Consider the following 659-nt stretch of genomic DNA (forward strand, 5'->3'; position numbering starts at 1 on the left):
CTGCTGCGGCGCGAGGGTCATGCGGTCAACAAGAAGCGGGTTCAGCGGATCTATCGCGAGGAACGGCTGACAGTGCGCCGGCGCGGCGGTCGAAAGCGAGCAATGGGGACGCGACGACCGTTGGACTTGCCGCTGCTGGCCAACCAGCGTTGGTCGCTGGACTTCGTCTCTGACCAGATGACGGACGGGCGGCGCTTCCGCATCCTGACGGTGATCGACAACTGCACCCGCGAATGCCTGGCATTGGTAGCCGATACCTCGCTGTCGGGCGCGCGGGTGGTGCGAGAGTTGGACGCCATCATCCGGCAGCGGGGCCGGCCTGATACCATCGTCAGCGACAACGGCACGGAATACACCTCGAATGCGGTCCTGGCCTGGGCCGACGACACTGGCGTCGGCTGTCACTACATCGCACCAGGCAAGCCCCAGCAGAACGGCTTCAATGAGAGCTTCAACGGGCGCCTGCGTGACGAGCTACTGAACGAGACGTTATTCCGCTCCCTGCCGCATGCCCGCGCGGTGCTGGAGGCCTGGCGGCATGACTACAACGAGCGGCGACCGCACTCGAAGCTCGGCTGGCTGACGCCGCAGGCCTACGCGCAAGCCCTTACTGGAAACGTCGGGCGGCCTGCTGCGCTGGTTGAGGGCTGCGCAGGCCG

At 66.2% G+C, this 659-nt stretch carries 1 protein-coding gene; it reads left to right on the forward strand.

The window, feature by feature from the left end; translation table 11 throughout:
• Nucleotides 1-659 (forward strand): IS3 family transposase (locus OB03_RS14655; protein WP_461344659.1); only part of this gene is annotated, 659 nt, incomplete at both ends.

Source organism: Brevundimonas sp. GN22, from assembly GCF_054824005.1.